This window comes from Vibrio sp. OPT46 (assembly GCF_015163535.1).
GTDB lineage: Bacteria > Pseudomonadota > Gammaproteobacteria > Enterobacterales > Vibrionaceae > Vibrio > Vibrio alginolyticus.
In genome coordinates, this window is sequence record NZ_JADDYG010000842.1 from 168,431 (window position 1) to 174,742 (window position 6,312).

Below are 6,312 nucleotides of genomic sequence, written 5' to 3' on the forward strand. Positions count from 1 at the left end.
AGTTAGTTGGGGCTGCCGCGAGCAAAGGTTATTCGTTGGAGCAATGTGAAGCACTGGCTCGTCGCGTTAATAATCACTGTCGTTCATTTGGCGTGGCGCTTAATGCTTGTGTTGTACCCGCAGCAGGTAAACCATCTTTTGTTCTGGAAGATGATGAAGTGGAGTTTGGTGTTGGTATCCATGGTGAACCAGGTATCAAGCGAGTGAAATACACCGATGTCGATACGTTAGTGGATGAAATGTTTGCTGAAGTTGCTGAAAACACACCTTATCAGCGCACATTGCGTATTTGGAATCGTGACGAAGGTGAATGGGATGAAGTGGAATCCAGCATTGAGCCTTTCGCCGCTGAACACGACTACATCGTGATGGTGAATGGTATGGGCGGTACGCCAACTTCAGAGCTTTACGGAGTGTACCGCCGTCTGGCTCATAACTGCGAGCAAGCAGGGTTCCGTATCGTGCGTAATATGGTTGGTAACTTCTGTACGTCACTCGATATGGAAGGCGTTTCGATTACGTTGCTGAAGGCAGATAAAGAGATGTTGGAGCTGTTCGATGCTCCTGTCGATACGGCCGCGATCAAGTGGTAAGAGGGGGGAGCAAACATGCAAATTGAAAAACAACATATCGTTCACTGGCTAGAGTTATGTGCAAAAACGTATCAAGAGAATCAAGATTTTCTGACCGACCTTGATCGTGATATTGGTGACGCAGACCATGGTCTCAATATGAACCGTGGCTTTAAAAAAGTTGCTGAAAAACTGCCGCAATTTGCGGACCAAAATATCGGCAGCATTCTCAAGAATACGGGCATGACCTTGCTTTCTAGTGTCGGTGGGGCAAGTGGCCCGCTGTATGGCACGCTGTTTATTCGCACGGCTGCCGCTGTCGGAACCCGAGAGCAACTAACGTTTGAAGAGTTGGTCGATGCACTAAAAAGCGGTGTGGATGGCGTGGTGTCTCGTGGTAAAGCGGAACTGGGTGATAAAACCATGTGTGATGTTTGGTTACCCGTTTTAGTTAGCGTGAAGGCGTCGTTAGAAAATGGCATGAGCGCCGATCACTTACTTAATGAAATGGTTGAGCTAGCAGAAACGAACGCGGTTGCCACGATTGAAATGTTGGCGAAAAAAGGGCGAGCAAGCTATTTAGGTGAACGCAGTATTGGTCACCAAGATCCCGGTGCAACCTCTTCTTTGTTAATGATTAAAGCACTACAGCAGGCAATAGCAGGTAATTAAGATGGTGGGAATTGTAGTTGTATCTCATAGTCGTCGACTTGCCGAAGGGGTGGCAGAACTTGCCACCCAAATGACGCAAGGCAAAGCCAAGCTTGCGATTGCTGCTGGGATTGATGATCCAGAGAACCCGATCGGAACCGATGCCATTGCCGTGATGGAAGCGATTGAGCAGGTACAAGATCAACAAGGGGTTGTTGTGTTGATGGATCTTGGCAGCGCGTTGCTTAGCACGGAAATGGCTCTGGACCTGATTGATGATCATGTGAGGGAAAATGTCACCCTTATCTCGGCACCTATTGTTGAAGGAACCATGGCGGCGTCGGTGGCTGCCGCCGCCGGACTGCCTTTATCGACGGTAGTCGAAGAGGCACAGAATGCGTTAAGCGTAAAACAAGAGCACCTTGGTGATCAGCCACTAACATCCGCTGAGATAGCGCCAGTATCAGAGAACTTTGAGCAAGAATGGACATTTGATTGGGTAGTGCAAAATCCGCATGGATTACATGCTCGTCCCGCTGCGGCCATTGTTGGTGCACTCGCGCCTTTTGACTGCCAATTATGGTTGAAAAAAGGCGAGCGCCGTGTGAACGCGAAAAGCTTAAACAGCATTGCGAAACTTGGCGTTCGTAGCCAAGAGACGATCACGCTGTGCGCACTCGGCTCTCAATCCAGTGAAGCAATCAAGGCATTTGAAGCCTTAGCTTATGAGCACTTCGGAGAAAAAGAGGCGGTTGAGCAAGGCATTATCGAACCTGAAGAAAGTTCAGATACTCTGCTCGATGGCATGGCCTCAAATCAGATTGAAGGTGCTGTTGTTGGTATTCGAGTCAATGACGGTATCGCTACTGCTCCTGCTGTCCTTTTTACTCATGAAATGCCAGCAGTGCCTGAACGTGATTTCCAAAGTGAACAAGATGAAATTGAACGGGTTAAGCGTGCGATAGGCGTGGTTGTTCAACATTTGCAGGAGCAAGCGAAGCAGCCGAAAGGGGAAATATTTGCTGCTCATAGCATGATGCTCAGTGACCCAGAATTATGGGCATCGGTCGAGTCGCGAATTCAAACGGGCATGATAGCCGAGCAAGCTTGGGTAGAATCACTGCAAACGTTGGCCGAAGAGTTTCGCCAGGCAGAAAGTCAGTACATGCGGGAACGCGAAGCAGATGTACATGATATCGCACGCCAAGTTATGGTCGAAATGACAGGCGTAACGCCTAATGCCATCGACATTCAGGAACCGAGTATTTTGTTGGCCCGCGACCTGATGCCTTCTGATGTGGCCGGGCTTGATAAATCGAAAGTGCTTGGTATCTGTTTGAGTGAGGGAGGGAAAACCTCTCACAGTGCGATTCTTGCTCGTGCGATGGGGATTCCTGCCATCGTTAAAGCTCAGGGCTGCCTTGATGCTGTGCGTGCTGGTCAAGTGGTGACTATTGATGGCTTCCGAGGGCATTTATGGTTCTCTCCTTCAGATGCCGTACAGCAGGAATTAGAAGCTCAGCAAATTGAGTGGCAAAGCATCCGACAACGTGCATTAGCGAGTGCTCAGCAAGCCGCAGTCACCTGTGATGGTGTCCATATTCCAGTACTCGCCAATATTGGTGGACCGAAAGATATTGATGATGCACTAACATCAGGAGCTGAGGGCGTTGGTCTATTTCGGACTGAGTTTCTATTTCAAAACAGTGATGAGTTGCCAACTGAGGAAGCGCAATACCAAGTGTATCGTGATATTGCCGCCGCACTTGGTGATAAGCCACTTACGATTCGTAGTCTAGATGTTGGCGGTGACAAGCCTTTAGCCGCTTATCCTATGCCAGCAGAAGATAATCCATTTTTAGGTTTGAGAGGGGTGCGGTTGTGTCTTCAACATGAGTCATTGTTTACCGCTCAACTTCGAGCCATTCTGAGAGCCTTTCACGAGCAACCGAATATTCAATTGATGATACCGATGGTGGCTCAGGTTGAAGAAGTGAGAAAAGTAAAAGTGCTGTTGGCGCATCAAGCAAACCAACTCGGCTTGGATGCGACTCATTTGCGCGTTGGTATTATGATTGAGGTGCCAGCCGCGGTGTTGAATGCTGATGCGTTAGCTCGAGAAGTCGACTTTTTCTCTATCGGCACCAATGATTTGACTCAATATGTTATGGCCGCCGATCGAGGTAACGCTGCTGTTGCTGAATTGGTGAACTACTTTGAACCATCGGTACTAAAAGCCATTGAGCTCACGTGTGCAGCAGGCGATCGCGCGGGCATACCGGTTAGTATGTGTGGTGAGATGGCTGGCGATCCAAATGCCACAGAAACATTGCTCCGCGTGGGGTTGCGAAAATTCAGCGCCAGTTCGAGCATGCTACCGGGACTAAAAGCGCAGATTCGTCAGTTGTCTGTCGATGTTTAATCGATACCTTATCGTTAGTACACCTGTACCGGCGTGCTTACGCCGGTTTTACTTTTGTTATAGGAACGCCAATTCACGACTTAATACAGCTTCATTTGCTCCTGCAGCCCAAACTTATTAATTTTTCTCCATAAGGTCGTGCGGCCAATTTGCAATGCTTTCGCCATATCACGCATTTTGCCATCACACTGATTCCAAGCCTGAACAATCGCTCTTCTCTCGGCTTCTTCTAACGTGATTACTGGCGTATTTTCTGCGGTATGGCGAGAATTCAGTTTAATGTCTTCAGGAATATCGTTCAGCTTGATTAAGTTGGAACTGCGGTTAAGCAAAATTCGCTCAGTTCGATTTCTTAATTCGGAGTTATTGCCTGACCAACGAAAATTCATCAACGCTTCCAGTGCGACTGGCTCTATCGAGATCGTCACATTGTGGCGGCGTTCGTAATGGCTGATAAGCTGCTGGACGAGAAATTCAATGTCTTCTTTACGCTTTCGTAGTGGTGGAATATGCAGCTCGTTCGAGGAGATTTCATAATAAAGTTGCCGACCAAATGAGCGCTGAGTGACATACTCGCTGATCTCTGAAGCGGTGCTGGTAATAAGTTGAAAATCTACGGGGATCAATCGCAAACTGTCGCTGCGGCTGACGAGCCCAGTTTTTAACAACTTAAGTAGCACGGCTTGTAAATCGGGCGACAGATATTCCACCTTTTCTAAAAAGAGCGTACCGCCATGGGCGAGCTCAAACTTTGAAGGCATGCCTTGCCCTTCGTCGTACCCCAGGGTTTCTTTGACCAGTTGCTCTGTATTGATGGAGCGGCAGTTGAGCGTAATGAATGGTCCTTCTTTGTAGGCGCTTTCGTTATGAATCGCCATGGCGAGAGTGGCTTTTCCTACGCCTTCTTCACCTGTAATTAGAATCGGTGATTTTGACTTTATGGCCCGTTTTGCCACGGTAATGACATGCTTCATTTTTCGTGAAATGACGGGCAAAGTGCTGAACGTATAGCGCGCACTGCCACCTATTTGTTGTTGAGCAAGTTCGCGAATTTTATCGATAGGGTGCAAGAACAATAAGTGTGTGCCGTCGTTGAGTGGACGCAAGGTGATGATCGCCTCAACAAACTCGCCACGAACCTCTACCGTTGTGAGTTTACGGTTTATGCTCGCACCTGACTCAATACTAGTAAGGACATTCGGTGGGAAGCGCAAAACAGAAAAGACTTCTTTATCCAAGACCTGACTGGCTTCAATGTTTAACAAACGCTCGGACTGGTGATTTACCATGGTGATGCGATTTTCTTCATCCCACGCTAGAAGGCCGTCATCCATGCACTCTAACGTTGCGTTATGCGCACAAGTGAGGCGGTTCATGTTTTCTTGTTCCGACTGAATGTGGATTTGCAAGCTGACTTCTTTCGCGCTCGACGCGATGATGACTAAGTCTTCTTTCTTATAGCTTTCCGCTTTTCTGAAAAGGCATGTTGTACCGCGTAATTTTCCAAATTGGTCAAAAACAGGCGCAGCTACAGAGGCATAAGAGTGCAAGTGGCGATTGAAATGTTCGGCAGCAAAAACTTCACACGGGATATGAGTATTGATACAGAGATTGACTGCATTTGTGCCTATCTTTCCTTCGGAGAGAAAACAGCCTTGTTTTATGCCGAGCGTTTGCATCTCTTGTCGCATAGAGTCGTGCCCGACGGTGGAGAGAATACAGCCGTTGCCATCGGTTACCATCAATAGCAGGTCTTCGTCCCCTAGCATGTCGTAAGTGTCTTCAAGTACGGTCGTGGCGCATTCGATGAGGTGCTCGTTGCGTTTCATCAGAGATGAGAAGGTAAATCCAGAGGCAATATGTGGCTTTGACCAGGTGTAAGGGCTGCATTGCTTTATGCAACGCTCCCACGACTCGAGGACGGGAGTGCGGGAAAATTCTGGAGATACCCAGTGGTGTTTCTGGAAAAACTCCCACTTAGTTTTAGTGTCTTCGATTGAAAGCATGCGATCCCGTTTCAATACTAGCGATAGATTGGTCTGATGTTACAGAGACATCGGAATATGGACTGTGATGGCTTTCACGCACGTTGTATAGAAGAATGTGCAAAAAGAGGGGCGAGTTGAGGAGGCTTCCTTGCCAGTTTTTCGATTAAAAAGGGCTGTCTTTGCCGAGCTCATTGCAAATCTCGACAATGGCAAGTGAGAGCCCTGACTTAATGATTTGTTGTTGACGTTGCAGTTGTAGCTGATAAAACTCAAGGTCGATGTCGTCATCTGGTTCGCTGACTTCCAGTTGCACCATGCCCATTTTCTTCACCAAGTGCAGTTTCTTAATTGGTTCTAGAATATTCGGGTCAGTGAATTCGTAATCTGAAGCGTCACTATTGAGTTGGTTTTTGAGTTTGATGATGTCTTCGATGTCGTGGTAAATGTCATCGGGGAGCACTCCCAAGCCAAACAATAACTTCAAACGAACAGACAGATCGCCCAGCGGTCCAGAGTCTTGTAGCAGCGGACCGACAACCGATTGAACAGCGAAGTTATCTTTACGAAAGATTCTTTGCACTAACCCGTCGATCGAATCGTTAAAAACGTCGACTGCTGCAATGAAAAAGCCTCGTACCGATGGTGCGCTGTTTAATCGCTCAATGATCTCGGTTTCGTT

General features: G+C 47.8%; 5 protein-coding genes. 3 read left to right on the forward strand and 2 right to left on the reverse strand.

What is annotated here, in order from left to right:
- The 3 genes from IQR33_RS34880 to ptsP form a co-directional block, all read left to right on the forward strand.
- The coding region (locus tag IQR33_RS34880) for a dihydroxyacetone kinase subunit DhaK (protein WP_228014223.1) at positions 1-593 on the forward strand (593 nt) is incomplete at its 5' end.
- A gap of 15 nt (positions 594-608) precedes the next feature.
- Positions 609-1,244 (forward strand): dihydroxyacetone kinase subunit DhaL, encoded by a 636-nt coding sequence (gene dhaL, locus IQR33_RS30115; RefSeq protein ID WP_005379705.1) that lies wholly within the window; start codon positions 609-611, stop codon positions 1,242-1,244.
- Position 1,245: 1 nt separating this feature from the next.
- Complete coding sequence (gene ptsP, locus IQR33_RS30120; protein ID WP_193837535.1) at positions 1,246-3,645, forward strand: phosphoenolpyruvate--protein phosphotransferase; 2,400 nt, start codon at positions 1,246-1,248, stop codon at positions 3,643-3,645.
- Between the two features lie 80 nt (positions 3,646-3,725).
- Here the strand turns inward: ptsP and dhaR are convergent, their stop codons facing one another.
- Both dhaR and IQR33_RS30130 read right to left on the reverse strand, forming a co-directional pair.
- On the reverse strand, positions 3,726-5,651 hold the full coding sequence (gene dhaR / locus IQR33_RS30125; RefSeq protein WP_193837536.1) for a dihydroxyacetone kinase operon transcriptional regulator DhaR: 1,926 nt from the start codon (positions 5,649-5,651) through the stop codon (positions 3,726-3,728).
- A 145-nt stretch (positions 5,652-5,796) separates the two neighbouring features.
- Positions 5,797-6,312 (reverse strand): MltR family transcriptional regulator (locus IQR33_RS30130; protein ID WP_193844283.1); only part of this gene is annotated, 516 nt, incomplete at its 5' end.

What these genes read in the sequence shown, in the direction of transcription:
- dhaL (WP_005379705.1), top strand. Translation starts at nt 609, where the DNA reads ATGCAAATTGAAAAACAACATATCGTTCACTGGCTAGAGTTATGTGCA.
- ptsP (WP_193837535.1), top strand. Translation starts at nt 1,246, where the DNA reads ATGGTGGGAATTGTAGTTGTATCTCATAGTCGTCGACTTGCCGAAGGG.
- dhaR (WP_193837536.1), bottom strand. Translation starts at nt 5,651, where the DNA reads ATGCTTTCAATCGAAGACACTAAAACTAAGTGGGAGTTTTTCCAGAAA.